Here is a 25,948-nt window from a genome sequence, read left to right on the forward strand (position 1 = left end):
TATCAATATAATTAAATAATCTTATCAAGAGCGGTGGAGGGACTGGCCCGACGAAACCCGGCAACTCTAGTGAAAACTAGAAAGTGCTAAATCCTGCAGGTGAAAAACCTGGAAGATAAGAGCGATATGTATATTTTGCGGACATAACCACTTCTTATTTTTTAAGAAGTGGTTTTTTATTTGACTAAAATGGGGGATTTATAATGACTAACACAAAAGAGGCTTTAAACACGAATAAAAAATCAATTGAAACAGTAGCCGTACATGGAAGCAAAGGCTATGATCCATTAACTGGTGCGATTAGTTATCCAATTTATCAATCTGCTACATTTAAACATGCAGGACTTCATCAATCGACTGGATATGATTATGCAAGATTACAAAATCCCACTAGAGAAGAAGTGGAAAATACTGTAGCAAAATTAGAAAGTGCAAATTTTGGAGTTGCATTTTCAACTGGAAATGCTGCCGTTACTGCAGTATTAAGCTTATTTAAAAAAGGTGACCACTTAATTGTTTCAGATGATTTATACGGTGGAACATATCGTTTATTCGAAGAAATTTATTCACCATATGGACTTGAGCATAATTTTGTTGATACGACTGAAATTGAAAATATTCTTGATGCACTTAAACCGAATACAAAAGGAATCTTTATTGAAACACCATCAAATCCAATGATGAAAGTAACGGATTTAAAAAGAGTAGTAGAGATTGCAAAAGAACGAGATATTATCGTGATTGTTGATAATACATTTTTAACACCTTATTTCTTTAGACCAATTGAATTAGGGGCAGATGTTGTTGTTCATAGTGGAACAAAGTATTTAGGTGGCCATAATGATACACTTGCTGGTTTTGTCGTGACTAATTCAGAATATACGAATGAACGAATTCGTTATTATCAAAAATCAACAGGTGCAACATTAGCTCCATTTGACTCTTGGTTAATCTTAAGAGGCATTAAAACATTACATTTACGTATGGAATACAGTCAAAAAAATGCGATTGTACTTGCGCAATTTTTAGAAAATCATCCAAATGTTACTGAAGTGTATTATGTAGGATTACCAACGCATAAAGGATATTCAATTATTAAAGAACAAGCAACTGGATTTGGTGCAATGATTTCATTTAAAGTGAAAGATTTAAGTTTAGTTGAACAGGTTTTAGGAAGCGTAAAAGTCATCACATTCGCAGAAAGCTTAGGTGGAGTTGAATCCTTAATTACGTATCCACATACGCAAACTCATTCAGAAATGCCAGAAGAATTTAAAAGAAAGCTTGGTCTAGATGACCATACACTTCGATTATCTGTTGGTATTGAACATATTGATGATTTATTAAATGACTTAGAAAATGCATTGGGGTGATGAGCATGCAATTTGGAACGAAATTAATTCATAACGGAAATGAAATAGATCAGGCAACAGGAGCATTAAGTATTCCAATTTATCAAACTTCAACATTTCATCAATTTGATATAGAGAATTTTGGTAAGTACGACTATGCAAGAAGTGGAAACCCAACAAGGGAAGCATTAGAAAATACAATTGCAAAGTTAGAAAATGGCGTTCGAGGTTTTGCGTTTTCATCAGGGATGGCTGCAATCTCATCTGTATTGTCTTTGTTCTCAGCTGGAGATCATATTGTCATCTGTGAAGATGTTTATGGAGGAACATTTAGAATAGCGACAAAAGTATTAAATCGTTTCGGAATTGATTTTACTTTTGTAGATGCATCTAATCTACAAGAGATTAAAGCCGGAATAAAGCCAAATACAAAAGGTCTTTATTTAGAAACACCGTCTAACCCTCTTTTGAAAATTACTGATTTAAGTAGTGCAATCAAAATAGCAAAAGAAAATGACATACTTGTCATTGTAGATAATAGTTTTTTATCACCATATTTACAAAGACCATTAGACTTAGGAGCTGATATTGTCGTTCATAGCGCAACAAAATTTATTGCAGGCCATAGCGATGTAATCGGAGGATTAGCGGTCGTAAATTCAGAAGAACTTGCAAATGATTTATACACAATCCAAAATTCATTCGGAGCAATTTTAGGTCCACAAGACTGTTGGCTAACATTAAGAGGATTAAAGACGTTAAAAGTTCGTATGGATGCTTATGAACAAACTGCATCAAAATTAGCAAATTGGCTTTTAGAACAAGAAGAAGTTGAGGACGTATATTACCCAGGACTAAAAGATCATCCCGGTCACGATGTTCATTTTGAGCAAGCTACTGGAGGAGGAGCAGTCCTTTCATTTACACTAAAAACAATCGAACAAACGACAAGTTTCCTACAATCAGTCGAAAACGTTGCAGTTGCAGTTTCATTAGGTGGAGTTGAGACAATTGTTTCATATCCTGTAAAAATGTCTCATGCTGCAATACCACTCAATGTTCGTGAAAGATTAGGCGTAAAAGATACATTAATAAGAGTGTCCGTTGGTTTAGAAGATATAGAAGACTTGATTGCAAGCTTCCAAAAAGCATTAAATGCAGGAGTGAGAGAAAAACAAGAAGTGCAAGAATAGGAAAATGATTAATTACAATGGAGAATCAATCCTAGTAAAATTAATACCTATATTAAAAATCCCACATAATTTCTGTGGGATTTATTTATTTTTGTATTTTTTAATTTTGCATTTTTGAAGATGTTTACATTAGATGTAAATTTTTAAGTAGTATAAATGATTTTATATTTACATGACTATGAAAGGAATATTTCCCCATCACCAATTTCCTCTTGAATTACCTCAGTTGCACCAATAAGTGCCAATGCGTTACCAACTATTTGAACTGAATCAGAAAGAACAATTTTTCTTTGTAACTCAAGTAAATCTATTTTATCTGAAGTGAACAATTGCTTAGAAACGAAAAAAGCTACGGATAATTGACCGGCTGTACCAATCCACATTCCCGATATGATATCTCTTTTTCCTTGGAAGATTGGATCTTTGTCGATTGAATATAATTTTGATAATGTAATCGTTTCGTATAATTGTGCAACTGCTTTAACCCATGATGCAGCAACAATTTGTCTTTCAAGACTTGCTTGTAATTCCTCTTCTTCTAAATTAGTTTTCTGATAATGATCTTTACCATCCTTTTCCTTTATAATTTCTTCTAGCATCTTTTCCATCTCCAATATAAAATATCTGTTATTTATATAACTATTCAACTTGATGTGATTGTGATTCTATCTAATAGGATATTTTCGTTTTTCAATGATTAACTTTTAGTTAAATTAGGATGAAATAAACAAATTTGTTAATTTATAAATAATCTGATGTCAATTAATTAATATTCAAATTTGAATTGTCTAAATTTGGTTAAAAAAGCTAATTGACAGATGGTATTTTCTAATGAAAAGGTTTCACTTTGTTTATAAACGAATATTTTTTTGGAAAAATACAAAAAATGTTCGTGTTTTTACTTGAAACGTATTCTGATTGATGGTATTCTATTTTAGGTTGATCAAATGAAATAATTTAAACCTTATTTGGAGGTATATATAGATGTATGATGTGATCGTTGTTGGAGCAGGACCTGCTGGAATCTTTACTTGTTATGAATTAACTTTAAAAATGCCTAATGCTAAAGTAGTACTTGTTGATAAAGGACATGATATATTTGCAAGACATTGCCCAATTTTACAAAAGAAAATTGAAAAATGTCCGCCTGCTGCAGGTAAAAAAGAATTTTCAGGTTGCTTACCAGCTTGCTCAATTACAAATGGATTTGGTGGTGCTGGAGCATATTCAGATGGGAAATTTAATATTACAAGCGAATTTGGTGGATGGATGACAGATTACTTATCAGATTCACAAGTAGTAGAATTAATTAAATACGTAGATAAAATTAATTTAGAACATGGCGCGACTGAATCGATTACGGATCCTTTAACAGAAGAAGTTAGAGATATTGAACGTCGTGGTTACGCAGCAGGACTTAAATTATTACGTGCACAAGTTCGTCATTTAGGAACAGAACAAAATTTAGAAATTCTAAAAAGCATTTATGAGTATTTAAAAACGAAAATCGATATGAAGTATAAAACTGAAGTAGAGGACTTAATAACTGAAAAGGTTGAAGGTACTCATATCATAAAGGGAATTAAATTAAAAAAAGGTGAAGAATTACTTGCTGAGAAAGTTGTAATTGTACCTGGACGTGATGGATCAAAATGGTTAACTGATGTTATGAAAAAACGTCGTTTAAAAATGTCAACGAATCAAGTTGATATTGGTGTTCGTGTTGAGACTTCAAACGTAGTAATGGAAGAGATTAACAAGCACTTATACGAAGGAAAATTCGTATTTAATACTAGTGTGGGTACAAAAGTCAGAACATTCTGTAGTAATCCGTCTGGACACGTAGTAGTTGAAAACCATTCAGGTATTATGACTGCTAATGGACATGCATATAAAGACCCTAAATTAGGTAGTCCAAATACAAACTTTGCCTTATTAGTATCGCATCAATTCGCAGAACCATTCGACAAACCAAATGAATATGCGCACGAGGTTTCACGTCTTGCAAACATGCTTTCACACGGAGGAGTAATCATACAAAAATACGGAGATATTTTAAGAGGTCGCCGTTCAACTGAAAAGCGTATTAAAGAAGGCTTTTTAGAACCAACTTTAAAAGAAGCAGTACCAGGAGATTTAGGATTAGTGTTACCATACAATACAATGAAAAGTTTGATTGAAATGGTAGAAGCATTAAATCATGTAACTCCAGGTATTGCTGCAGAACATACACTTTTCTACGGCGTAGAAGCAAAATTCTATTCAGCTCGACCAAAGCTAAATGAACATTTTGAAAGTGAAATCTCTGGATTATATTTAGGTGGAGATGGAGCAGGAGTTACTCGTGGTTTAGCTCAAGCAAGCGCATGTGGCGTATGGATTGCTCGTGATATCGTTACAAAAATCGGAAATAAAGAAAAAGAATTAGTTACTGTTTAATACTTAATTAACAAACCTCTAGTGCATTGGATAGCATTAGAGGTTTGTTTTGTTAAACTAAACCTTTGATAAGTATTTTGGCATTTGGCTTGATAAAGAATTAACGAGACTCTTATGAAGAGGTATAATTTAAATAAAAACTAAAAGGGGGTTTGTGAGATCTTGAAATTAATACCTAAATAATTGTAGATGCGGATTCTATCGTTAAAAAAGATGTTCCTTCTAATACTGTAGTGTCAGGTAATCCTGCGAAATATCTAAAGTATATAATATGAAATTTATAGCGGATTAGATGAAATTATAAATATAATACAAATCTATATGAGGTGAAAACAATGGATAATGGCGCAGATGTTTTGATTGTTATCGATTTGCAAAATGGTGTATGTTACAGCGGTGAGCACTTATTCGAATTACAAAATTTAATCAGTAAAGTTAATAAAAGAATTTCATTATATAGGGAATTAAATAAACCAATTATTTTTGTTCAACATTGTGATGAAGAATTAGTACCTGGAGAAGAACTTTGGGCTATTCATGCTAATCTAGATGTTCAAGAACAAGATTATTTGATTAACAAAATACATGCAAATTCTTTTTTTAAAACAAACTTAAAAAATCTTTTAGATCAATTAGCAGTACATAAAATAGAATTTTGTGGCGCTCAAACTGAATATTGTATGGATGCTACAATTAAATTTGCACATGGATTAGGTTACGAAAACTACATGGTAAACGGAGCAACCTCTACATTAAATAATCCATTTATGTCTGCAAAAGAGACAATTGATTTTTATGAAAAAATGTGGAATCGTAGATTTTTAAATTTTATAGAAGTAAAATAAAAAGGTATCTACGGCAAAAAATTAACAACTCCAGATTAATGAGGCAGATGAGAAATACTCTCTAGGACTATTTAAAAATCTAGTGAATATAATTTAGTAGATTTGAATAGAAGTGGGGGGATATTAATGAAAAGAGTTGCATTTTGCATCTTCTGTTTCTTTTTGTTGTTTTTATCGAATGTATCAACCTCAAATGCAACATCGCGCTATTTAGATCATATAGATAAGAATAATCGTAAGGAAGTTAATTATTACGTTAAGAAATCAACAGTGATTGTCGAACAAAAAGAATTCAGTTTAACAAATAATGAAAAAAACACAAACGAAGATGTAGTGGCTATTGCTGCAGAATACGATACTGTAAGAGATCGTTTCTTTAAAACAGCAAATTATGGCACGTATTTACTGGATGAAAAAACAGGTGAAATCCTAGATCCAGGAAAATTTGTTTCATCGAAAGTATATGATCAATTCATAAATAAACATAAAAATGATGGGGAAAATGATTTTAGATGGAAAAATTCATTAATCGTTTTGGCATTAATATTTATTACAATCTTATTCATTCCAATTTTTGCTTCGAAATTAAATGAGTAATACGAAGACTGTTTCGGCAGTCTTTTTATTATGTTAAAATAGCAGATTAATTGAAGAGGTAATTAGATTGAAAAATAGTTCAACTAGTAGTATTTTTAATAGAAAACATGTTAGGAGATAAGATAATGATCCAGTCAATCGTTCATATTGCATTAGTCGTAAAAGAATATGATGAAGCTATAGAGTTCTATACGAAGAAACTTCATTTTAATTTAATTGAAGATACATATCAGCCGGAACAAGATAAGAGATGGGTACTTGTAAGTCCACCTGGTTCTTCTGGAACGACTATTTTACTTGCAAAGGCATCGAAACAAGAGCAAGAGCCATTCATTGGAAATCAAGCTGGTGGGAGAGTTTTTCTATTTTTAGGAACGGATGATTTCTGGAGAGATTACGACGAAATGAATTCAAAAGGAATTGAGTTTGTAAGAGAACCGAAAGTAGAAGATTATGGTAAGGTTGCGGTATTTAAGGATTTATACGGAAACCTATGGGACTTAATACAATTCAGTGATAATCATCCACTTGCAAAAAGAATAAAATAAAAAACTAGAGAATTTGTAGGTTTGACAAAAAAGTTTGAATAAACAGATTATTTATTGTTACAAAAATTATCCCAGTTGATATAATTATTTTACATAAGAATATAGGATTTATGAAGGTGTCTAACTAAAGGTATTCAAATTAAAAGTAAAGTCAATATTTAAAAAATATAACGGTTTACTCTATCAGTTTGTTCTTTATCTATAACAAGGATGGTTTTAAGCTTGTTTATGGGGCTGAGATGGGGAATTTTATTATATACAATGTGAATTTATATTGAGTGAATAAAGCACTATCATAAAAATATTTTGACTGGGATCGTTAAATGGGGAGAATGATTGAATGTTAATGGTACTCGTAGGGATTGGCTGTGTTGCATTTATTATCATTTGTGGTTGGATAATTAAAAAGCTGGATAAATAAAATACTTTTAACTTCAGTTTTTAATTATAAACGTATTTTTAGACAGATTAATATAGAAAGAGAAATTGGAGTTCAAATAAACTCCAATTTTTTTTGTTTAGGAATACCTTATTATTTGCTCTGTTTCATTTACATGTTGATTTTTATATAGTAATTAAGGGAAACTTCATTTTGTGAGGTTCCCTAATCTTCTTAACTAATTTCACAAACATTATAAATGGAATAAATGCATAAATAAAAATACAATAGGAGGAATTAGTAATGATGGTAGTAGATTTAAAGTATTACATTTCTTAATCCCCAATATACTTAGGCCTGACGCTATAATTAATATACCTCCTACAATCGTCACTTCATTTAGAAGATCATTGCTTAAGGAATTCTTCATTAGTATTGCAATTAAATAGATGGAACCCTGCCACGTAAATAAAGCGATACCAGCAAAAATAATTCCGATCCCAAAAGTAGAAGCTAAAACAATCGAAGTAATACCATCCAAGGTACCATTTGCTAGGAGATACGTGTAATCTCCTTTTAAGGCTGCTTCTACTGGACCTAATATCGATAATGTTCCAATACAAAATAATAAAATAGCGGTTGATAACCCTTCAGCTAAATTACCTTTAGAATATTTATTAACAAAACTATTAAATCTTGATTCTAACTTTAGTTTTTGCCCAATTAATCCACCTATAGCTAAACTTACAATAAAAAGAACTGGATATTTGCTGGAAGGCAAATGTTGAACTAGTGAGTTTATACCTAAACCTAAAGCTACTAATCCCATCGCCTGCATAAGAATTTCATGATATTCTTCTTTAATCCCTTTTTTAAAGATGCTTCCGATCAAGCTCCCGGCTATAATCATCATTGTGTTAAAAATCGTGCCAAACATAATTCCATTTCTCCTTTTATTAATAGTGTATTAATAAAAAATAAACCCTCTAGTTACTAGAGGGTCAAGTGGGTTTTTATCATTAAGTTTACTCATAAGGTAATAAAATTTCCGTGACATGCTTTTCTTCATCGTTGGTAAAGCCATAATCAATAAGTGTAATTTCAAACGAATCGTCTAACAGATCATAATCGTGTTTTTGCATATAGCTCAACAATTTTTTATAATAACCAACTGCATCAATGTGAGTACCTTTAAATCGAACTCTCAAATAGTTTCTTGATGGAATAAGAATGGAGGTTGGAGGAATTTGATCACCATCTTCAAGTATCATGAAAATACTAGAATATTTATCAAATACATTATTTTTTAAATTAGAAGCTGAGATCGAGATGCCAATTTTCCCTAAAAAAATTTCCTCATTAATTCCAAAACTGTTCCTTAACGCTGTAAGAGGTAATTCAATGTCATCACCTATAACGTAATCATGACGTAAATATGCTACATGCATCTCAGGAAGTGTTATTTCCGAAATTTTATCTAAAGGTGTACTAACAGCATCTTCAATTTGCAATAGGCGACGCGATATTTTAGTTTCAATATTCTCCAATTCTTTCTTTTTTTGGGCAACTTCATCTTTTTGTTTTTTTAACATTTCAACAAGAGCATCAATTTCTCGATAATTAAAAAAATCTATAATTTCGTTTATTGGTAAATCTAAAGCCCTCAAATATTTTATTGAATTCAACCGTTCAAACTGCTGTGTTGAATAATATCTATAGTTGGTCTTTTTATCGATAAATTCCGGACGTAAGAGACCAATCTGATCATAATACCTAAGAGTCGCAATTTTGACTTGGAATAATTTTGATACTTCACCAATTGTAAAATACTCTTTCATTTCTTGAAAACTCCTCTATTTTGCCATGAAAATGATATTCCTTAAAATCAAATATTCTTTAATTTCAATAACATTAAATTTTTGATAAATGTAATTACCTTCCCGAATGATTGTTGTAATTAAAATAATACATTCAATTCGAAACGTCATCAATTAATAAAAATTATTCAATTTGGAAACTAGAAAATTCAATCATCAAAATTAGGATGGTTAATGATTATAAGAAAAAAGAAAGAAAATTAGTAAAATTTCAATCAATTAATGAAAAGTAGGGGCTGGTAAAATGAAAAAAAGAGATTTATTTAATTAGACACTGTGAACCAGAAGGACAGCCATTTGAAGCAAATCTAACGAAGCGAGGTTCAATACAGGCTAAGCAATTGAGTGATTTTTTCTCAAAGATTAAAGTTGACCAAATAATTTCAAGCCCTTTTTTACGTGCAATTCAATCAATCGAACCGACAAGTAATGAAAAGAAAATAGACATTGTTCTCGATGAGCGACTGTCTGAACGTAAGCTAAGCTCGATTGATTTACCTGACTGGCTTGAAAAATTAAAAGCCACATTTGAAGATTTAGAATTAAAATTCGATGGCGGTGAATCAAATCAAGAAGCTACTAATCGTGCAATAAGCGTAATAGATGAAATCATCAAAAGTGAAAATCAAATTACAATTGTTGTAACACATGGGAATTTGATGTCTTTAATTATAAAACAGTTTAACAAAGAATTCGGTTTTGAGAATTGGAAAAGTTTAAGCAATCCTGATATTGGAAGGCTTGCAATTATGTAAACTTCACATGAATACAATATGCATAATTTTTATTCTTTTTTGGAAATGTAAAATTGTACCGTTTAATAAGAAGAAATGTGGAAAAATAAGAAGAAATGAGCCTTCAGAAAGTAGTAATCCTGAATTGTGAATAAGGAAGTGACCTGCGATGATTACTAGCCCCAAAGACCGTATTACAACAATTCAAGTAGTTGTTATCATTATCAATTATATACTTGGAACGGGAATTCTGACCTTGCCACGAGCAGCTACAGAGAAAGTGAAAACACCAGATACCTGGTTAACTGTAATTTTAGGCGGGCTGATTGCGATGGTGGCAGGAGTTATTATGGTCAAATTAGGACAACGGTTTCCAGGAAAAACCTTTTATCAATACAGCCAAGAAATTGTAGGGAAATGGATGGGTAAGTTACTAAGTCTAATCCTTGTATGTTATTTTTTAATGATGGGTGGATTTCATATCTGTGCATTAGTAGAAGTAACAAGTTTATTTTTGTTGAAAGGTACCCCAACTTGGGCCATCGCGATGCCATTTATGTGGATAGGTCTCTATTTAATTACGGGCGGCATAAATCCGATTGCCCGTCTGTTTGAAATTATTCTCCCCATTACGGTCGGCGTTTTTTTGGTGGTTGCTTTTATGAGTTTTAAAATATTTGAAGTGGATAATCTGCGCCCGGTACTGGGGTTGGGGATCATGCCCGTACTAAAAGGAATCAAAACAACGGCTCTCTCATATATAGGTTTTGAAAGCATGTTGATTATAATGGCGTATATGAAACAGCCAAACAAAGCAGTAAAAGCTGTTTTAGTTGGAATTTTCATCCCAATGATCTTTTACTTGATAACTATCGTAATGGTCATCGGTGGACTATCCGTCGATGATGTAGTAACCAAAACTTGGCCAACGATTGATCTCGTGCGAAGTTTTGAAATGCCTGGTTTGCTATTTGAACGGTTTGAGTCTTTGTTGCTTGTAATATGGATAATGCAAATGTTTACTTGCTTTAACGTTAGTCATTATGCTGCTTCTTTGGGGCTTGCCCAACTCTTTAAAAAAAACATTCATCCATTTATGTTTGGCTTGCTTCCGGTTATTTATATCATTTCCATGACCCCGAAAAATACGAATGACCTATTTAAACTTGGGGATACGATGGGCAATGTTGCGTTTTTTTTATTTGGTATACAACCGCCGCTACTTCTGCTTGTCTTAAAATTGAAAAAGTGGAAGTATAAAGCAAAATCATAACAAAGTATGGTTTCTTTTAGTCTTACTGTTAGTTTTTTTGCTTCTGTCTCTTATTAGGTGTTAGAACAACAACGAAATTGTCTATTAAACTTAAGATGAAAAGTTTTAAAGTGGAATGGAATGAATTCACAGAATATGCCTGGTACGTTTGAACGCTATGCAACGAACTAATGCTTTAGTTAAACAACAAATAGAGGATGATCACAGGATCATCCTCTATTTTATTTAAATTGCAGGATAGTCGAATAAGCTTAACGAATACATAATTACCCAATTAATTCTAAAAAAACAGAGTAAATAAACCTAATAAAATATTCTTAAATAGGAAGGAGATTTTAAATAATGTCTAATGAATTTAATATTGAGATTATAAAAGAATTAAGAGAAATAAATGAAAAACTTGATAAATTAAAAGTTGAACAAAATAAGGGTCTATCTTCTGTTGGAAAATTAGTTGCGTTGAGTTTTGGTTTCTTAGTTCTTCCAATAATATTCAGTATTATCATTCCGTTAATCAACAAAATTTTTGGTTAATAAATGTAATCTTATTCAACTAAATCAGCATTAGTTCTATAAGGAATTAACAACTACTAAACCCAAAAATAAATTTAAAATGATTAGGTTTCTTTTTTATTTGTTTAAAGCCTTCTTTAGAGTCAATTATAATAACTGTTTTAGCTCGCCAAATTCTTATATAGGTTTGGATCCGGTCAAATAAAAACCTCAGACAAAGGAAAAAACACTCCCAAAGTCGTATAAATAATTATCGACATTTTGGAGGTGCTTTTTTTTAGGTTAGATGTCTAATAATAAATGAGTGTGTTTATTTAAAATTGGTTTGCTTAAAAATAGGAGAAAATATACAAAATGAGAAGGGATTATGAAATGAATAAAGAAGACCTACTAAGTAAAGGATATCGGAAATATTCTGGAGAAGAGATTGAAGTTTATTTCAGCAAAGATATCTGTACACATTCAGGTAATTGTGTAAGGACAATGCCGAAAGTGTTTGATACAAAAAGAAAGCCATGGATTCTTGCTGATAATGGAGAAGCAGATTCAGCTATGAAAACGATCGATTTATGTCCAAGTGGTGCACTACAATATATTTATAAAAAGGAGGATAAATAATATGAATATTGAAAAGGCAGAGAAAAAACACTTCATTGAGAATGAAGAAGGGAAAATTGTCGCTGAAATTACATTTGTACAAGCTGGAGCATCAAAAGTGATCATTGATCATACTTTTGTCGATGAATCCTTGCGAGGACAAAACATTGCCAGTAAACTTGTTGCTTCTGTTGTAGAAGAGATGAGAGAACAAGACAAAAAGATTGTGCCACTTTGTCCATTTGCTAAGGCTGAATTTGAACGCAAAAAGGAATATCAAGATATGCTTGCGTAAATATACACATTGTTAAATGATGGCAACAATCGTCCTTTTTTACATTTTTTTCTATCCATCATGTTAACATCATTACATATGAGTACCAAAAAGGGATGTATGGAAAAGTCAGGGGAGTATTTGTAAAATTGGCTTAATAGCATTGTTATAAATTTACAAATCTAATATACTAAGTTTATCTCATTTTTCTTTTTATTTGTCGACTTTTTAAGTCCGCTGGATATCGAACATTCTATAGCGTTCTTAGGTGCGATGTTTTAACGGGAGTAGTCCCTTATGAACATTGTTCTAAGGAGCGCTTTTTTTGTTGTGAAAAATAAGTAAATAAAGTGTTTTAAAATGCAACTAATGCATGCGTGTGCGACCGAGCTTAGGTCGGATCATATAGCGGGTGGGATTCCTGTCCAGAAAGAACTAGCATTCACTCGTAGCGAGTCTTGGAGGATTAAAGGTAACTTTAATCTTTAAGCGTAGACAGTTAGGTTGCGGGCCGAAAGCCAAATGGTTGAAGGGATTGAGCTTTGAAATGTTAGTAAATCGAGAGGGCTGATGCCTTACGCATAGTAGAAAGCAACATTTTACCTTTCGTTAAGGTAAGAAGGGGAAAGCCTCTCCGGAGTCAGAGACCTTGGCACGTAACACATTGATATGATACAGCAACTTGGGAGACTCTACCGGTCTTTTCATTTAATAGAAGAGTATGGTGTACAAGTGATAACAAGCAAGGAAACCAAAAGCAGATGTAGGGAGTCGGATAGCAGCGTAGTACCGTTGGTAGATAGATTAATGCTTTGGAGGGGGGACTCAATTTATGGAAATTAGAAAACCAAATGAGTCGGAATATAAAAAGATTCTATCGCTTTCGCCACAAGCCTTATTCGATGGTACATTAGGCGAGGCAAAACCATCAGATGAAAAAATAAAACAACTTATTGAACCGTTATTGCAGAAAGGAAGCTATTACTTAATAGCTTCTGAAAATGATAATCTAATGGGTTGGATTCTTATAGGAGCAAGTAAAGACCAATTAACTGAAAAGAAATATGGTTTTATTTATGAATTATTTGTGTTAGAGCAATTTAGAGGAAATGGAATTTCAAAACCATTGATAGACTCTGGTATAGAACATCTTAAACAAGATGGATATTCAGAAGTTCGTTTAAGTGTATACGCAGGTAATCAAGCCATTAAACTGTATGAAAAAACTGGATTCAAAAATAGAACCATTACGATGAGCATGCCTATTTAAAACAACTGTTTACAGATAAAACGCGGAATTTATTAAAAATTAGGGAACCAGTAAAATCCCAACACTTTATTGAAAAATCAACCTGATATAGCAGAGCCTAATTTTTTAAACAATTATTTTTTATATGGACCTAAATGGCAGGATAGTGGCAATAATGAATAAATAAAAAGCAGTAGACAAATAAGACAGAAAAGTTATAATAATATAAAAACAAAATAAAAAACTTTGAAGAGAAGAGTAAATAGAATTCATTCATCTTAGAGAACTCCAGTTGGTGAAAAGGAGTATGAATGTACTATTGAAGCAAGACTCTGAGTTTCATATCGGAACCAATAATGGCGATGGTATGACAGGCGCTCCTGTTATAGAGCTTGAGTATGTTTTTTAATGTACTTAACGAGGTTAATATGATGACATATTAACAAACTGGGGTGGCACCACGAAACGATAGGTAAACTCGTCCCCAAGACTACGGTCTTGGAGGGCGAGTTTTTTTATTTGTACAGATTAAAAATATTTATTTAGAGGTGTTAAATGATAAAAAATAAGTTGTATGTTACTCGGAAAAAACCTTTGCTTTTACTATTTGGAATAGGCGTTTCAAATATTGGAGATTGGATTTATTTAATCGCCCTAAATCTAATTATTTTTGATATGACTAAATCTGTTTTGGCTGTATCCACTCTTTATGTCTTGAAACCACTAGCAACAATACTTACTAACCTATGGGCTGGTAGTTTAATTGATCGATTTAACAAAAGGAATTTAATGGTATTTTTGGATTTTTTGAGGGGATTATTAATATTCTTATTACCAAGTATATCATCAGTCTTTCTGATCTTTGTAATCGTCTTTATCGTTAATATGGGAAGTTCAATGTTTTATCCAACTTCAACAACTTATATAACTAAATTAATTCCACAGAATCAGAGGATTCGCTTCAATGCTTTGCGTAGTTTAGTTCAATCTGGAGGATTCCTAACTGGACCAGCCATTGCAGGTCTACTTTTTATGATTGGTACACCAATGTTCGCTATTAATATTAATGCGATCTCGTTTCTCATTTCAGGAATTGTTACAGCTTGTTTGCCTGATTTAGATAAGGTAGCAGTGCGAAATGTAAAATATGAGAAGCTCTCCATCAAACTAATTAAGAAAGATTTTACTGAGGTTTTAAAATTTAGCCGTAAATTAAGTTACGTTATGATAATTTATTTTTTGTTTAATAGTATATTAGTTTTAACGGCCGCTATTGATTCATTAGAAGCAGTGTTTTCAAAGAGCGTACTTCATTTGAGTAATACAGAATATGGAGTTCTAGTAAGTATTGCTGGTGCAGGAATTGGTATAGGTGCAATTATCAATACAATTTTTGCAAAAAGACTAACACCTTCTTGGCTTATGGGGATTGGGACAATTTTTTTATCATTAGGATATATCGTATATTCATTTTCTAATTCTTTTTCAATGGGTGGGCTCGGATTTTTCTTATTATCATTTGCGTTGTCTTTTGCAAATACGGGATTTGATACATTTTACCAATCCAACGTAGATGTTAAGATAATGGGAAGAGTTGGAAGTATCTATGGTTTTGTTGAGGCGATATTAGTGATCGTTTCAACTATGCTAATCGGATTTTCTTCTCACTATGTATCGGTTAAAATGTCAGTAATTACTGGTAGTTTTATTATGTTATTTTTAGCGCTATTTTTAAGTGTATTTATTATTCGACCTTCAAGCGAAAACTATTTCAGAAGAATTGGATATAAATAGTGTTTTTAGAATTAAGTAAAAAAAATTTTCGTTTTATTCAATTAACGCATTAGATAGTTCAATTTTAAAAAGATTAGAATCATAGTTTAAACGTGTTTGGAGGGAATTATTTAAATGATTTAATTTTAGATACTGTTGCATTTTCAAAATTAGAATCTAGCTTTGATACATACGAAATAATAGACGCAGATTGGAAAGATGAATATGGCCTAGTAGTACTTCTTAACTCTAGGGAAGTATTAAACAAAGATAATGTTTTTATTATAAATATGAATGGTATTATAGTAGATTCCTTTTACTGTGGAGATGGAGTAGAAGATGTCCAAGTAGGTAAGGAAGGAATTTGGATTAGTTATTTTGATGAAGGTGTTTTTGGAAGTGGAATTTCTACAGAGGGTTTAGTGTTATTCAGCTTAGAAGGCAAAGTTCTTTTTAGATATCACTCTGATTTGTTAAAAGGCCCGAGTATAGATGATTGTTATGCAATTTCTAAAGGAAAGGGTTCGTCTATATGGCTATTTCCATATTCTGAATTTCCATTGATACAACTAGATCCTGAATCAAGAGACATAAAAACTTATAAAGTCCCAGGGGAATTTCGAGGTTCACATGCTATAAGTATAAGAGGTAAGTATGCATATTTTTATGGTGGCTATAGCTCAAAATATGAGCTTTATTGTTGGGAAATTGGGAAGAAAAAACATGAAATGATAGGGAGAATCGATGGGATAGCAAGAGGATTAGGTAATGGTGAAAGTAACCATTTCATTTCAAAGTCAGATAAATTTATAAGATTACATAGGATAATAAAAGATGATGAATTCAGTTTTTCTTAAACATTGATATATAGTTATTGAAATGATTGCATCCTTTTTTAGCACTTTTTTATTAATGGATGATTTTTATGAATTATTATAAGAATCAACCATCAGAAGTTAATTCCTAAATGATTAAGAACACTACTTTTTTAGTTACTCAAAAACGGTAGTGTTCTTTTCTTTATACTGAAGTTAATGTTTATCTTTGATCACAAGAGTTTCCCATCCATCATAATTACCACCGAAATGCTCTGAAGCTTCGATTAAGTAATTAGTTAGTTCATCGATGCTATCTAGATCAACATGATCTAATCTAGAAATACGTACGGTAAATTCATACTCTTCATCTAAATCTTCATCATTATTTGAATACTTTCCTTCAAAATTAAAACCTTCTTTTGCTATTTCACTAATAAACTCTTTTATCTTTATTTCATCATTGAATAGAATGAAATGTTCAACTTTACGAGGTAATTTTAATTTGTCACCAGATCTTTGTAATTGCTCGATTAATTCAGCATTGCTTATATGCTGCAGATGGTATTGGTTTGGATAAAGAAATTCGAAATAATATTCCCATAGTTCTTGTTCATCCATACCATACATTTCAAATTCGTAATCATTCGCTTCAATAATTTGTTCAGCAGCTTCGATAAGCATTTTAGGATCTTGTTCAGAAGTATAATAGACAAGTTCCCTAAAACCATCAGTCGTAACTCTTCCAACATTAAGGTAGAGCTTTAGATTAATACGTTTTTCAATATCTTTATTAACTTTTTCTAAAACTTCTATTTCATGTTTGCTAGGAAAACCTCGTTCGTCTGGATTTTTTAATTGTAGTTTTATACAAACAATAGTTGGATAATCTTCAATGTTTACTTCTTCAGTTACTTCCATATCTAATACTACAGTAGCGGGTTTATCATTTATAAAACTAAAATACGCATTCCAATACTCAGACATTTATATTTCTCCTAAATAAAATTTGACTTTTATCGCTTCACACGAATTTCTAATTCCTCAAGTTTAAGTGATAATTTATCTTCATCAATATTAATTTTTAAATCTTCAAATGTATATTCTGCAAAATGAGGTATATCAATTGTTATTGCAGAAAGCTCTTTACTAATAAAAGTAGAGTCCTTCCCAGCTTCTAATTTCTTTTTGTAGCGATTAAATTTAGAATCAAGATTTTCCATATTCTCGTACAATTCTTCAACTGAGTTATAAAGTTGAATTAATGGAATAGCCGATTTTTCTCCTACTCCAGGGCAACCAGGTATATTATCACTAGAATCACCTAATAATGCCTTTACATCAACCCATTGTTTCGGATGGATCCCATAATCATTACTGAAGTGCTCAAGAGAGTATACAATTTCACCTGTTTTTTGAGCAATGATTTGAGATGTATGCTCGTTTATTAATTGTAGTAAGTCTCGATCATTACTATAAATATAGCATTTATTTTTAACAGAATTAGACCAATTATTTGATAAAGTACCCATTAAATCATCGGCTTCATACGGTGCCATTTCTAGTTGAGCAATACCGATTTCTTCTAATGCTGTTTTTAAAGTGAAATATTGTTCAATAAGTGGTGTTGGTAATTCTCCACGAGTTGCTTTATAAAAATCATATTTATTTCGACGGTCAGTTTCTTCACGTTTAACATCCCAAGTAATGGCAAGATGAGTAATGTTATGTTCTTTAATTAAGTTAAAAAGCTTTGGAATAAAGACTCTTAATGCATTTATATAAACGCCATCTTTCGTCTTAGAAAGTTGTTCATCACTTCTCCCATAAGAAGTTGCAAAATAGCCTCTACTTAATAAGTTAAAGCCATCAATTAATAATAAAGATTGATTTTCCATTTTTAAATCACCTAATATCTATATATTTAATATAAAAATGATAGCATATCCTACTGAAAATGATAACTAGTGTATTACTGCCAATTAGAATGAAAGAACCGTTAGTAGGCACATTTTATTTAATTTATGTAAATTGACATAAAACTTTCATTAGGAAATTGAATTTTCTGTTTATTTATTAACTAACTTTTACTATAATGGAATTTATATAAAAAAATGCAAAGGGTAGGTAGTTATATGGAGAAAGTAAAAAGTACTGTTAAGATTGAGGATATTTTAGTTGCCTATAATACGTTAAAAGAAGTTACGAATAAAACACCTTTGCAGATTAGTACAATGCTTAGTGAAAAATATGATTGTAACGTATTTTTAAAGCGAGAGGATTTACAAATAATCCGCTCATTTAAGCTTAGAGGAGCATATTACAAAATTAGCAACTTGTCTAATGAAGAAAGACAAAAAGGGGTTGTATGTGCAAGTGCAGGCAATCATGCCCAAGGCGTAGCATATACATGTAATCATTTGCAGGTGTATGCGAAAATATTTATGCCAACAACAACGCCGAATCAAAAAGTTTCACAAGTGAAATTCTTTGGTGGACCATTTGTTGAAGTTATCTTAATCGGTGACACCTTTGATATTGCTCATCAAAATGCACAAGCATATTGCAATGAAAATCAAATGACATTTATTCATCCATTTGATGATCAAGATGTAATTGCAGGGCAAGGTACCGTAGCAGTTGAAATATTAAATGAAATTGACCGTCCAGTAGATTATATTTTCGTCGCAATCGGCGGAGGTGGATTAAGCTCTGGAGTTGGAACTTACATAAAAGGGATTAGTCCTTCAACTAAGGTAATTGGAGTAGAGCCGCTGGGTGCTGCTTCGATGGCTGAATCGATTGCAAATGGAAGAGTTGTAACTTTACCTTTTATTGAGAAATTTGTAGATGGAGCAGCGGTTGGCCAAGTTGGTAATTTAACATATGAAATCTGTAGAGATGTACTCGACCAAATTGTCGCTATTCCAGAAGGTGAGATTTGTACAACGATTTTAGAGCTTTATAATAAAAATGCAATCATTGCAGAGCCCGCTGGAGCTATGTCTGTATCGGCTTTAGAATTATTTAAAGATGAAATAAAAGGAAAGAATGTCGTTTGTATCGTATCTGGTGGAAATAATGATATTGACCGACTTCAAGAAATAAAAGAAAGGTCTTTAATTCATGAAGGACTAAAACATTATTTCATCATCAACTTCCCACAACGATCTGGCGCATTACGTGAATTTCTTGATAAAGTATTAGGACCAAACGATGACATTACGAGGTTTGAATACACAAAGAAAAACAGTAAAGATAATGGGCCAGCACTAGTTGGAATAGAATTGGCCAATAAATCCGATTACAAAGCACTGATTGAGAGAATGAATTGTCATGAAATTCAATTCATGGAAATAAACAACAATCCAACATTGTTTAATCTACTCATTTAGTAGAAAGTGAAAAACCCCACAAGGTAATTAATTCCGTTGTGGGGTTTTTTCATTTCTCGCAAAAAATACAATATACAAGAGCAATATATATTTTTTTAAATAGTTCATGAATGGGTTCATGAATAAAGTACGTATTTCTTAAAACTGTATATTCTCGAAAAAAAACTCTAAAATTAAGTGAACAAGATGAATTATTTCTTTGCTCTTCAATTAGCCAAATTTTTTTATATTATATCAATCATGACTCTTGACATCATAAATTAGTTAAAATACAATATTTCTAGAAATACTGAAATAAGGGCTGGTTTTGAAAGGAGGTTAAAGTGGTGAACGATGATATTGCAGTAAAGGTTTATAAAGCATTAGGGGAATCCACTCGTTTACAAATTGTTAAAGTACTTGCTAAGCAATCTGAATTAGCTTGTTCAGAAATGAAAAACCAAATAAAGATATCGGCCAATTCTACATTGACACATCATTTAAAACCATTACTTGATTGCGGCTTGCTAACAGTTCGCAAAGAAGGAACCTTCAGATACTATAGTTTACAACGAGAAGTTTTGGAAAAATATGCACCCGCTTTACTTTAAAAATAAAGCGGTAAAATTTTAATTTATATTTCAGTATTTGTAGAAATACCGAATAAACTAAGGGGGAATTGAATATGAGTTTAGTAAGCAAAGATGAAACTAGTTGGGGAAAATTAGAAAATGGTCTAGAAAGTAAACTTTTTGAACCTGTAAAAATAGGTGCATGGAATTTACGTAGTCGTACTGCAATGGCTCCATTAACAAGAAGTTTTGCAGATGATCAAACAGGTGTTGTTGGAGAAGCTATAGTCGAATATTATCGTAAACGAGCTGCAGATGGAGTAGGTTTGATTATTTCTGAAGGAACAGTAATTAGCCCACGAGGAAAAGGTTACCCAGGTATTCCAGGTATTTATTCTGAGGATCAAATTAAAGCTTGGAAAAAGGTAACTGATGCTGTTCATAAAGAGGGTGGCACAATGATTTCTCAAATATGGCACGTAGGCCGATTATCACATCACGAGCTTGCTGGAAATATGCCACCACAAGCACCTTCAGCGATTCCTGCAGAAGGATTAGTTTCTCGTTTTCGTAAACCATACGATATACCAGAAGAGATGACTTCCGAGGATATTAAAGAAGTAATCAATCAATATGCTCAAGCAGCAAAAAATGCGATTGAAGCTGGTTTTGATGGAGTCGAAATTCACGCTGCACATGGATACTTAATCGACCAATTTAATTCAGATGTTACAAATCATCGTACAGATCAATACGGTGGTGATCTTCCACAAAGATTAACCTTCATGAAGGAAGTAATAAAAGCAGTTATCGAAGCAATTGGTACTGAAAGAACGATGATTCGATTTTCTGCTCATAAAGCTGATATTCCTGGCTATATGTGGGAAGACCCAGAATATGCAATTCGTACATTTATTGAAGCATTCAAAGAAGTTGGTGCAACTTTATTACACCCTTCGATTATGCAATTTGATCGTATACTTGCAGATGGTAAAACGATGCATCAGCTTGTTAGAAAGTACTGGGATGGAATTATTGTTGGAGTAGGAACATTAAATCCTGAAATGGCAGAAAAAGCTATCAATGAGGGAACAATTGATGTTGCTGCGTTCGGGCGTCCTCTAATTTCGAATCCGGATCTTTTACACCGTTTGAAAAATGGTGAAGCAATTGAAGAATATGATGTTAAAAAGCATCTAAATGTTCTAATCTAAGCTTTGATATGAATAGATAATAGGAAGGAAGCTGATCAAGTGGCTTCCTTCTCTAAATTTTCATATTACGGTATTTATAGAAATATATAATTATGTTGAGAGGAATTATTTTATGACAAATAAAGGGAAAATTTATATTTTAGCAATGATAAGTTTTTTAGTAGGAACATCACAATATGTTATTTCTGGAATCTTAGATAAAATGGCCGATGAATTTGGTATTTCTATTGAAGCTGCAGGGCAACTAATTACGGTGTATTCATTAATCTATGCGATCGGTACACCGATATTAATGGCCGTATTGTCCAAAATGGAACGTCGAAAATTACTACTATTTTCTTTAAGCGTATTTATTTTAGGAAATTTATTAGCAGTAATTGCACCTGGTTACGGTTTGTTTATGGTTGCACGCATTATAATGGCGTTAAGTGCGGGAGTTACGGTTGTAACTGTGCTTAGCTTGGCTGCAAAAATTGCTCCAGCAGATAAAAAGGCAAGTTCAATTGCCACTGTTGTCATGGGATTTACGGCTTCACTAATCATAGGGGTCCCAATTGGCAGATTTATAGCAGCTGCTTATGATTGGAGATTAGTCTTTCTTGGAGTTGCCATATTCGTTTTAATTTCTTTAGCAATTATCGTTAAAGCAATTCCACAAACAAATGGTGATCAACCGATTCCATTAATGCAGCAGATTGCATTGATTAAACAACCAAAAATCGCACTAGCTTTATCGATTACTTTTTTCTTAATGAGCGGATATGGGATCGTATTTACTTATTTATCACCGTACCTTATTCAAACTACTAAGATGAGCGATCACGTATTAAGTTTTGCTCTTTTATTACTTGGTATCGCTAGTTTATTTGGATCTAAATTCGGGGGATTCAGTGCAGACAAGTGGGGAATTACTCTTACTTTAAAAAGAGGATTAGTACTCAATATTTTATCGATTTTATTATTATCATTCATCTCTAGTTCAATCAATACAGTGATCATTATCCTTACATTATGGTCATTTTCTGGATGGTCATCAGGGGCAACACAGCAATTTAACTTAGCAACAATTTCTCCTAAATCATCTGATGTTTTATTAGGTTTAAATCAGTCAATGATGCAATTAGGATTTGCATTTGGTGCAGCAATCGGAGGGCTTGCAGTCAGTCAATTGTCGATCCGTTCAATTACATGGATGGGTTCAATTCCTGTAGTGGTTTCTTTAATTGTAACAGTAGGATTATCTCGTTATTTAATGAATGAAAAGAAAATTAGACAAGGGGTTGGCACGCAAATAAGAGCCTAAATGGATAATTTATAGTTGTAAAAAAATTTATTACTTAGTTTTGTGAAAAAATAATTTATACTTTTTGGGGCTGTCTGTTGTGTCGAGTTAATTGACAAATAGGTGCCCCCTTTTAATGTGAAAAATGGAATGTACTTGTGTTTTAGTAGTTTTTTTAGAGAGAATACGAAATTTTTTTTTGCTGTTTTCGAATTTTATTTGCAGTTCACTGTTTATTTGCAGCATGTCATTATTTATCTGCACTTCCCAAATGTTTATATGCAATGCTACATCTTTTATTTGAATGTCTTTATTTATTTGCACTTCCCAAATGTTTATTTGCAGTGTGCTACATCTTTTATTTGAAATTTCATTATTTATTTGCAGCAATTCAAACATATATTTACACCTCAAACGTTAATAAACACGATCCCTCCTTTCACCCATTTTTAACCAAAAGATATTTTACTAAAAAAACAAATTGAATAATATTCGAATTATATGAATCTTTATAATAATTTAAATTCAACCTTTTTCGAATAAATTTTGAATAAAAGTATTCCTAATGCAATGTAACCGATTTATAATTGAATTCGGAAAGCCTCAAATAAGTATATTGTAATCAGTACATAAAAAAATTTTCTTTTACAAAAATGGAAAATAATAAAACGATAATTTTTTATATTTATTTAATAATAAATAATAGATATAAAATGGGGGCTTACTCCTTTTAGATAAATAAACTTAATTAAGGAGCTGGTATTTATGTCAAGCAAGACATTAGAAGCATTTTTAACTCCACAATTAGCTGAGTTAAAAGAGAAAGGGCTCTATAATGAGATTAACTCTTTAGAAGGTTCTAACGAAGCTACTATTCAAATTAGTGGTAAACAATTTATAAATTTATCTTCAAATAACTATCTTGGTTTTGCGACTCATCCTCGTTTAAAACAAGCTGCTATTGAAGCAACTGAAAAATATGGAGTTGGTGCAGGAGCGGTACGTACGATTAATGGTACGATGGATATCCACGATCAACTTGAAAAAGCGATTGCTGAATTTAAACATACAGAGGCTGCTATTGCATTCCAATCTGGTTTTAACTGTAATATGGGTGCTATTTCAGCGGTAATGACGAAAAAAGATGCAATTCTATCTGATGAATTAAACCATGCTTCAATTATCGATGGTTGCAGACTTTCTGGGGCAAAAATTATTCGTGTAAAACACCAAGATATGGATGATTTACGTGAAAAAGCAAAAGAAGCTACAACTTGTGGTTTATATGAAAAAGTTATGTACATTGCAGATGGTGTTTTCTCTATGGATGGAGATGTAGCAAATATTCCTGATATTGTAAAAATTGCTGAAGAATTTGGCTTAATTACATATATCGATGATGCTCATGGTTCTGGCGTTATGGGTAAAGGAGCTGGAACAGTTAAGCATTTTGGATTATCAGATAAAATTGATTTCCAAATTGGTACACTTTCTAAAGCAGTTGGAGTTGTTGGTGGATATGTTGCAGGTTCACAACAATTAATCGATTGGTTAAAAGTTCGTGCACGTCCTTTCTTATTCTCTACTTCTTTAACACCAGCAAATGCTGCTGCATGTATTGAAGCAATTCGTATTATGTCTGAAGAACCAGAAAAAATCGAAAAGCTTTGGGAAAATGGTGATTACTTAAAAGCTGGTTTATCAAAACTTGGATTTAATATTGGTGAGTCTGAAACACCAATTACACCATGTATTATCGGAGACGAAAATCTTACACAAGAATTTTCTAAACGTTTATACGAAGAGGGAGTTTATGCGAAGTCAATCGTATTCCCAACAGTACCACTTGGAACTGGTCGTATTCGTAATATGCCAACAGCTGCGCATACTAAAGAAATGCTAGATGAAGTTTTAGCTATTTATGAAAAAGTTGGTCGCGAATTAAACGTTATTAAATAACTTTAAATATTAATTTCGATATTTTATTACTATAAGGTGGACTAAGGAATGAAGAAAATATTAATTACTGGTTGTTTTGGACAAATTGGTTCAGAATTAACTATGCGTCTTAGAAATGAATACGGTAATGAAAATGTTGTTGCGACTGATATTCGCCGTCTTGAAGGAAGTCCAATTTTAGAAACTGGTCATTTTGAAATTTTAGACGTAATGGATAAAGAAAAAATGTTAGAGATTGCTAAAAAGTATGAAATTGATACGTTCATTCATTTAGCTGCTCTATTATCAGCAGTTGCAGAAGCAAAACCAACATTAGCTTGGGACTTAAATATGGGTGGCTTAGTGAATGCTCTTGAAGTAGCGAGAGAATTAAGCTTAAAATTCTTTACTCCAAGTTCAATTGGTGCATTTGGACCAGCAACACCAAAGGATAACACACCACAAGATACAATCCAACGTCCTACTACAATGTATGGTGTTACAAAAGTAGCTGGTGAATTATTATGTGATTATTACTTTGAAAAATTTGGTGTAGATACTCGCGGCGTACGTTTCCCAGGCTTAATCTCTTATGATACAGTGCCAGGTGGAGGTACTACTGATTATGCTGTTGATATTTATTACGAGGCATTAAAAAATAAGAAATATACTTCATTCATTGGTGAAGGAACATACATGGATATGATGTATATGCCTGATGCGATTGATGCAATTATTAAGTTAATGGAAGCAGATCCATCAAAACTTAAACATCGTAATGCATTTAATATTACAGCGATGTCATTTGAACCAACTCAAATCGCAGCATCAATTCGTAAATTCATCCCTGAATTTACATTAGATTTCGACATTGACCCTATTCGTCAAGGAATTGCTAATTCATGGCCAAATTCAATTGACAGCTCTGCTGCAAAAGAAGAGTGGGGCTTCGATCCAAAATTTGATTTAGATCGTATGTCTGAAGATATGTTAAACAAATTAGCTGCAAAGTTAAACGTAACTCAAGCCTAAAAAAAGAAGGAGACCACTGTCTCCTTCTTTTTATTTTCTCTTCCTTTACTAATTCCTGTTTTTGGTATTTTGTTTAGT

The 25,948-nt window shown here is 32.2% G+C and carries 27 protein-coding genes, 1 riboswitch and 1 other annotated feature; of the genes, 20 read left to right on the forward strand and 7 right to left on the reverse strand.

Translation table 11 applies throughout. From position 1 onward, the window contains the following. Positions 1–18 precede the first annotated feature (18 nt). Positions 19–122: riboswitch (SAM riboswitch) on the forward strand. Positions 123–203: 81 nt separating this feature from the next. Further along, positions 204–1,373 carry a trans-sulfuration enzyme family protein gene (locus ACFVRR_RS03840; RefSeq protein ID WP_387324794.1) on the forward strand — a complete coding sequence of 390 codons (1,170 nt, stop codon included), beginning with the start codon at positions 204–206 and terminating at the stop codon, positions 1,371–1,373. 5 nt (positions 1,374–1,378) lie between these two features. After that, the gene (locus tag ACFVRR_RS03845; protein ID WP_387324796.1) at positions 1,379–2,545 is read left to right on the forward strand and encodes a trans-sulfuration enzyme family protein; all 1,167 of its coding nucleotides are present in this window, start codon (positions 1,379–1,381) and stop codon (positions 2,543–2,545) included. A gap of 176 nt (positions 2,546–2,721) precedes the next feature. On the opposite strand, the gene ACFVRR_RS03850 is transcribed toward ACFVRR_RS03845, so the two are convergent. Further along, entirely contained in the window at positions 2,722–3,144 is a 423-nt protein-coding gene (locus ACFVRR_RS03850; protein WP_387324799.1) for a hypothetical protein, read from the reverse strand. Positions 3,145–3,529: 385 nt separating this feature from the next. Between ACFVRR_RS03850 and ACFVRR_RS03855 the strand changes: the two genes are divergently transcribed. The 4 genes from ACFVRR_RS03855 (at position 3,530) to ACFVRR_RS03870 (ending at position 6,974) form a co-directional block, all read left to right on the forward strand. Further along, on the forward strand, positions 3,530–4,984 hold the full coding sequence (locus tag ACFVRR_RS03855) for an NAD(P)/FAD-dependent oxidoreductase (RefSeq protein ID WP_387324801.1): 1,455 nt from the start codon (positions 3,530–3,532) through the stop codon (positions 4,982–4,984). Between the two features lie 335 nt (positions 4,985–5,319). Beyond that, entirely contained in the window at positions 5,320–5,829 is a 510-nt protein-coding gene (locus tag ACFVRR_RS03860) for a cysteine hydrolase family protein (protein WP_387324803.1), read from the forward strand. Between the two features lie 126 nt (positions 5,830–5,955). Continuing rightward, a complete protein-coding gene (locus ACFVRR_RS03865) occupies positions 5,956–6,426 on the forward strand; it encodes a hypothetical protein (RefSeq protein WP_387324806.1) in 471 nt (156 codons plus the stop codon). 125 nt (positions 6,427–6,551) lie between these two features. Next, positions 6,552–6,974: a VOC family protein gene (locus ACFVRR_RS03870; RefSeq protein ID WP_387324808.1), complete on the forward strand. Its 423-nt coding sequence runs from the start codon at positions 6,552–6,554 to the stop codon at positions 6,972–6,974. A 632-nt stretch (positions 6,975–7,606) separates the two neighbouring features. Here the strand turns inward: ACFVRR_RS03870 and ACFVRR_RS03875 are convergent. Both ACFVRR_RS03875 and ACFVRR_RS03880 read right to left on the reverse strand, forming a co-directional pair. Beyond that, positions 7,607–8,290 (reverse strand): DUF554 domain-containing protein, encoded by a 684-nt coding sequence (locus ACFVRR_RS03875; protein WP_387324811.1) that lies wholly within the window; start codon positions 8,288–8,290, stop codon positions 7,607–7,609. Between the two features lie 88 nt (positions 8,291–8,378). Further along, a complete protein-coding gene (locus ACFVRR_RS03880) occupies positions 8,379–9,191 on the reverse strand; it encodes a MerR family transcriptional regulator (protein ID WP_387324813.1) in 813 nt (270 codons plus the stop codon). 305 nt (positions 9,192–9,496) lie between these two features. On the opposite strand from ACFVRR_RS03880, the gene ACFVRR_RS03885 reads away from it, so the two are divergent. The 3 genes from ACFVRR_RS03885 to ACFVRR_RS03895 all read left to right on the forward strand — a co-directional run bounded on the left by ACFVRR_RS03885 (position 9,497) and on the right by ACFVRR_RS03895 (position 11,771). Then, on the forward strand, positions 9,497–9,985 hold the full coding sequence (locus ACFVRR_RS03885) for a histidine phosphatase family protein (RefSeq protein ID WP_387324981.1): 489 nt from the start codon (positions 9,497–9,499) through the stop codon (positions 9,983–9,985). Positions 9,986–10,133: 148 nt separating this feature from the next. Continuing rightward, positions 10,134–11,237 (forward strand): spore germination protein, encoded by a 1,104-nt coding sequence (locus ACFVRR_RS03890; protein ID WP_387324816.1) that lies wholly within the window; start codon positions 10,134–10,136, stop codon positions 11,235–11,237. A gap of 342 nt (positions 11,238–11,579) precedes the next feature. Further along, positions 11,580–11,771 (forward strand): hypothetical protein, encoded by a 192-nt coding sequence (locus ACFVRR_RS03895; RefSeq protein WP_387324818.1) that lies wholly within the window; start codon positions 11,580–11,582, stop codon positions 11,769–11,771. A gap of 46 nt (positions 11,772–11,817) precedes the next feature. Here ACFVRR_RS03895 and ACFVRR_RS03900 read toward each other — a convergent pair whose 3' ends face one another. Beyond that, positions 11,818–11,994: a DUF3977 family protein gene (locus tag ACFVRR_RS03900; RefSeq protein ID WP_387324984.1), complete on the reverse strand. Its 177-nt coding sequence runs from the start codon at positions 11,992–11,994 to the stop codon at positions 11,818–11,820. A 128-nt stretch (positions 11,995–12,122) separates the two neighbouring features. Here ACFVRR_RS03900 and ACFVRR_RS03905 point away from each other — a divergent pair, with 128 nt between their 5' ends. The 5 genes from ACFVRR_RS03905 (at position 12,123) to ACFVRR_RS03925 (ending at position 16,500) form a co-directional block, all read left to right on the forward strand. Beyond that, the gene (locus ACFVRR_RS03905) at positions 12,123–12,368 is read left to right on the forward strand and encodes a (4Fe-4S)-binding protein (protein ID WP_387324821.1); all 246 of its coding nucleotides are present in this window, start codon (positions 12,123–12,125) and stop codon (positions 12,366–12,368) included. 1 nt (position 12,369) lies between these two features. Further along, entirely contained in the window at positions 12,370–12,642 is a 273-nt protein-coding gene (locus ACFVRR_RS03910; RefSeq protein WP_097978711.1) for a GNAT family N-acetyltransferase, read from the forward strand. An 811-nt stretch (positions 12,643–13,453) separates the two neighbouring features. Then, a complete protein-coding gene (locus tag ACFVRR_RS03915) occupies positions 13,454–13,891 on the forward strand; it encodes a GNAT family N-acetyltransferase (RefSeq protein ID WP_387324824.1) in 438 nt (145 codons plus the stop codon). A gap of 216 nt (positions 13,892–14,107) precedes the next feature. After that, positions 14,108–14,359 (forward strand) — a binding site (T-box leader). A gap of 66 nt (positions 14,360–14,425) precedes the next feature. Next, positions 14,426–15,664 (forward strand): MFS transporter, encoded by a 1,239-nt coding sequence (locus tag ACFVRR_RS03920; protein WP_387324827.1) that lies wholly within the window; start codon positions 14,426–14,428, stop codon positions 15,662–15,664. A 92-nt stretch (positions 15,665–15,756) separates the two neighbouring features. After that, complete coding sequence (locus ACFVRR_RS03925; RefSeq protein WP_387324830.1) at positions 15,757–16,500, forward strand: TetR family transcriptional regulator; 744 nt, start codon at positions 15,757–15,759, stop codon at positions 16,498–16,500. 174 nt (positions 16,501–16,674) lie between these two features. Here ACFVRR_RS03925 and ACFVRR_RS03930 read toward each other — a convergent pair whose 3' ends face one another. Both ACFVRR_RS03930 and ACFVRR_RS03935 read right to left on the reverse strand, forming a co-directional pair. Further along, on the reverse strand, positions 16,675–17,445 hold the full coding sequence (locus ACFVRR_RS03930; protein WP_387324832.1) for a DUF695 domain-containing protein: 771 nt from the start codon (positions 17,443–17,445) through the stop codon (positions 16,675–16,677). A gap of 29 nt (positions 17,446–17,474) precedes the next feature. After that, positions 17,475–18,356, reverse strand: a complete 882-nt coding sequence (locus tag ACFVRR_RS03935; RefSeq protein WP_097978715.1) for a 5'-3' exonuclease — start codon at positions 18,354–18,356, stop codon at positions 17,475–17,477. Positions 18,357–18,593: 237 nt separating this feature from the next. Between ACFVRR_RS03935 and ilvA the strand changes: the two genes are divergently transcribed. The 4 genes from ilvA to ACFVRR_RS03955 all read left to right on the forward strand — a co-directional run bounded on the left by ilvA (position 18,594) and on the right by ACFVRR_RS03955 (position 22,921). Further along, a complete protein-coding gene (gene ilvA, locus ACFVRR_RS03940) occupies positions 18,594–19,853 on the forward strand; it encodes a threonine ammonia-lyase IlvA (protein WP_387324834.1) in 1,260 nt (419 codons plus the stop codon). Between the two features lie 326 nt (positions 19,854–20,179). Next, positions 20,180–20,443, forward strand: a complete 264-nt coding sequence (locus tag ACFVRR_RS03945; protein WP_097978717.1) for an ArsR/SmtB family transcription factor — start codon at positions 20,180–20,182, stop codon at positions 20,441–20,443. Between the two features lie 74 nt (positions 20,444–20,517). Then, on the forward strand, positions 20,518–21,618 hold the full coding sequence (locus ACFVRR_RS03950; protein WP_387324837.1) for an alkene reductase: 1,101 nt from the start codon (positions 20,518–20,520) through the stop codon (positions 21,616–21,618). 112 nt (positions 21,619–21,730) lie between these two features. After that, positions 21,731–22,921 carry an MFS transporter gene (locus ACFVRR_RS03955; protein WP_387324840.1) on the forward strand — a complete coding sequence of 397 codons (1,191 nt, stop codon included), beginning with the start codon at positions 21,731–21,733 and terminating at the stop codon, positions 22,919–22,921. Between the two features lie 87 nt (positions 22,922–23,008). On the opposite strand, the gene ACFVRR_RS03960 is transcribed toward ACFVRR_RS03955, so the two are convergent. Further along, positions 23,009–23,299: a hypothetical protein gene (locus ACFVRR_RS03960; protein ID WP_387324842.1), complete on the reverse strand. Its 291-nt coding sequence runs from the start codon at positions 23,297–23,299 to the stop codon at positions 23,009–23,011. A gap of 366 nt (positions 23,300–23,665) precedes the next feature. Between ACFVRR_RS03960 and ACFVRR_RS03965 the strand changes: the two genes are divergently transcribed. Beyond that, positions 23,666–24,859, forward strand: a complete 1,194-nt coding sequence (locus ACFVRR_RS03965; RefSeq protein WP_098233631.1) for a glycine C-acetyltransferase — start codon at positions 23,666–23,668, stop codon at positions 24,857–24,859. A gap of 48 nt (positions 24,860–24,907) precedes the next feature. Then, entirely contained in the window at positions 24,908–25,870 is a 963-nt protein-coding gene (locus ACFVRR_RS03970; RefSeq protein ID WP_387324846.1) for an L-threonine 3-dehydrogenase, read from the forward strand. The last annotated feature ends 78 nt before the right edge of the window (positions 25,871–25,948 follow it).

The sequence above is a fragment of the Gottfriedia sp. NPDC057948 genome (assembly GCF_042887255.1).
Taxonomy (GTDB): Bacteria; Bacillota; Bacilli; order Bacillales; family Bacillaceae_G; genus Gottfriedia.

Coding starts and splice junctions, on each gene's coding strand:
- ACFVRR_RS03840 (WP_387324794.1), top strand. CDS start 204: ATGACTAACACAAAAGAGGCTTTAAACACGAATAAAAAATCAATTGAA.
- ACFVRR_RS03845 (WP_387324796.1), top strand. CDS start 1,379: ATGCAATTTGGAACGAAATTAATTCATAACGGAAATGAAATAGATCAG.
- ACFVRR_RS03850 (WP_387324799.1), bottom strand. CDS start 3,144: ATGCTAGAAGAAATTATAAAGGAAAAGGATGGTAAAGATCATTATCAG.
- ACFVRR_RS03855 (WP_387324801.1), top strand. CDS start 3,530: ATGTATGATGTGATCGTTGTTGGAGCAGGACCTGCTGGAATCTTTACT.
- ACFVRR_RS03860 (WP_387324803.1), top strand. CDS start 5,320: ATGGATAATGGCGCAGATGTTTTGATTGTTATCGATTTGCAAAATGGT.
- ACFVRR_RS03865 (WP_387324806.1), top strand. CDS start 5,956: ATGAAAAGAGTTGCATTTTGCATCTTCTGTTTCTTTTTGTTGTTTTTA.
- ACFVRR_RS03870 (WP_387324808.1), top strand. CDS start 6,552: ATGATCCAGTCAATCGTTCATATTGCATTAGTCGTAAAAGAATATGAT.
- ACFVRR_RS03875 (WP_387324811.1), bottom strand. CDS start 8,290: ATGTTTGGCACGATTTTTAACACAATGATGATTATAGCCGGGAGCTTG.
- ACFVRR_RS03880 (WP_387324813.1), bottom strand. CDS start 9,191: ATGAAAGAGTATTTTACAATTGGTGAAGTATCAAAATTATTCCAAGTC.
- ACFVRR_RS03890 (WP_387324816.1), top strand. CDS start 10,134: ATGATTACTAGCCCCAAAGACCGTATTACAACAATTCAAGTAGTTGTT.
- ACFVRR_RS03895 (WP_387324818.1), top strand. CDS start 11,580: ATGTCTAATGAATTTAATATTGAGATTATAAAAGAATTAAGAGAAATA.
- ACFVRR_RS03905 (WP_387324821.1), top strand. CDS start 12,123: ATGAATAAAGAAGACCTACTAAGTAAAGGATATCGGAAATATTCTGGA.
- ACFVRR_RS03910 (WP_097978711.1), top strand. CDS start 12,370: ATGAATATTGAAAAGGCAGAGAAAAAACACTTCATTGAGAATGAAGAA.
- ACFVRR_RS03915 (WP_387324824.1), top strand. CDS start 13,454: ATGGAAATTAGAAAACCAAATGAGTCGGAATATAAAAAGATTCTATCG.
- ACFVRR_RS03920 (WP_387324827.1), top strand. CDS start 14,426: ATGATAAAAAATAAGTTGTATGTTACTCGGAAAAAACCTTTGCTTTTA.
- ACFVRR_RS03930 (WP_387324832.1), bottom strand. CDS start 17,445: ATGTCTGAGTATTGGAATGCGTATTTTAGTTTTATAAATGATAAACCC.
- ACFVRR_RS03935 (WP_097978715.1), bottom strand. CDS start 18,356: ATGGAAAATCAATCTTTATTATTAATTGATGGCTTTAACTTATTAAGT.
- ilvA (WP_387324834.1), top strand. CDS start 18,594: ATGGAGAAAGTAAAAAGTACTGTTAAGATTGAGGATATTTTAGTTGCC.
- ACFVRR_RS03950 (WP_387324837.1), top strand. CDS start 20,518: ATGAGTTTAGTAAGCAAAGATGAAACTAGTTGGGGAAAATTAGAAAAT.
- ACFVRR_RS03955 (WP_387324840.1), top strand. CDS start 21,731: ATGACAAATAAAGGGAAAATTTATATTTTAGCAATGATAAGTTTTTTA.
- ACFVRR_RS03960 (WP_387324842.1), bottom strand. CDS start 23,299: ATGTTTGAATTGCTGCAAATAAATAATGAAATTTCAAATAAAAGATGT.
- ACFVRR_RS03965 (WP_098233631.1), top strand. CDS start 23,666: ATGTCAAGCAAGACATTAGAAGCATTTTTAACTCCACAATTAGCTGAG.
- ACFVRR_RS03970 (WP_387324846.1), top strand. CDS start 24,908: ATGAAGAAAATATTAATTACTGGTTGTTTTGGACAAATTGGTTCAGAA.